The sequence below is a fragment of the Mesorhizobium kowhaii genome, from assembly GCF_042431665.1.
GTDB classification, from domain to species: domain Bacteria; phylum Pseudomonadota; class Alphaproteobacteria; order Rhizobiales; family Rhizobiaceae; genus Mesorhizobium; species Mesorhizobium kowhaii.
In genome coordinates, this window is record NZ_JBHLYT010000215.1 from 1 (window position 1) to 1,001 (window position 1,001).

General features: G+C 56.9%; 1 protein-coding gene and 1 pseudogene. Both read right to left on the reverse strand.

Annotation, left to right across the window (positions count from 1 at the left end; all coding sequences use genetic code 11):
* Window positions 1–146 precede the first annotated feature (146 nt).
* Window positions 147–842 (reverse strand): annotated as a pseudogene (locus ACFFNA_RS39520) (IS6 family transposase); the annotation flags it as partial.
* A partial coding sequence (locus tag ACFFNA_RS39525; protein WP_378925736.1) for a hypothetical protein occupies window positions 809–1,001 on the reverse strand: 193 nt, incomplete at its 5' end. The gene ACFFNA_RS39525 and the pseudogene ACFFNA_RS39520, both read right to left, overlap by 34 nt.

The following is a 1,001-nucleotide window of genomic DNA, read 5'->3' on the forward strand; positions in this document are numbered from 1 at the left end:
TGGCTGTTCCAACAGACCACGTTCTATCATCAGCTCGAAGCGCAGCGCCTCTGCACCCAGTCTCCAGGAATGGGCTCAAGCCGAATACCCCATCTGTCGCAAATTGTAATTTCCGCCACGAGAGGGCGCTTTCGCCCCGATTGTCCGGCTGCGAGGATTTCGAACTGCTCAGCGATTGAGGGGCGTGGATTATAGGCAAATCTCGCCTGTCGCTTGCGCATCATGTGAACCATTTCGATGCCGGAGAGAATGACTTCGGCGCTTGCCGTCGATTTGAAGCCGAGCATGGAGCGGATGCGGCGCTTGACGCGTCGATGGTCCTGCTCGATCCGATTATTGAGATACTTGCTCTTGCGGATTCGGATTGGTTGCAGTGAGCGCCGCGATCGATCCCGCAAACGGTGTTCAGCATCGCAGGAAATGATCGCCTCGTGATTTGTCTGGCTGCCGTCGATAACAATGCGATCCGGTCGACCGTGGCGACCCAACGCCTTCCGGAGGAAGCGTTTTGCGGCCGCCAGGTCACGGTTTTCGCTGAAGAAGAATTCGACCGTGTCGCCGACGCTGTCGATGGCGCGATAGAGGTACGTCCACTGGCCGCGAACCTTGATATACGTCTCGTCCATATGCCACTTGCCGGTGATGGCACGCTTGCGTCCGTTGAAACACTCCAGCAGCCGAGGCGAGAAGTGGACGACCCAGCGATGCACGGTGGAGTGATCGACGTTCAGGCCGCGTTCGGCCATCATCTCTTCCAAATCGCGCAAGCTCAGATTGTAGGCCAGATACCAGCGTACGCACAGCAGGATCACGGATCGATCAAAATGACGGCCTTTGAACATGGAATGCTCCTGCGAAAATCTGAGCGCTTCATGCGGGACATAGGTTGCCATTCCGTTTGCGACAGATGGGGTATTCGGCTTGAGCCCATTCCTGGAGACTGGGTGCAGAGGCGCTGCGCTTCGAGCTGATGATAGAACGTGGTCTGTTGGAACAGCCAC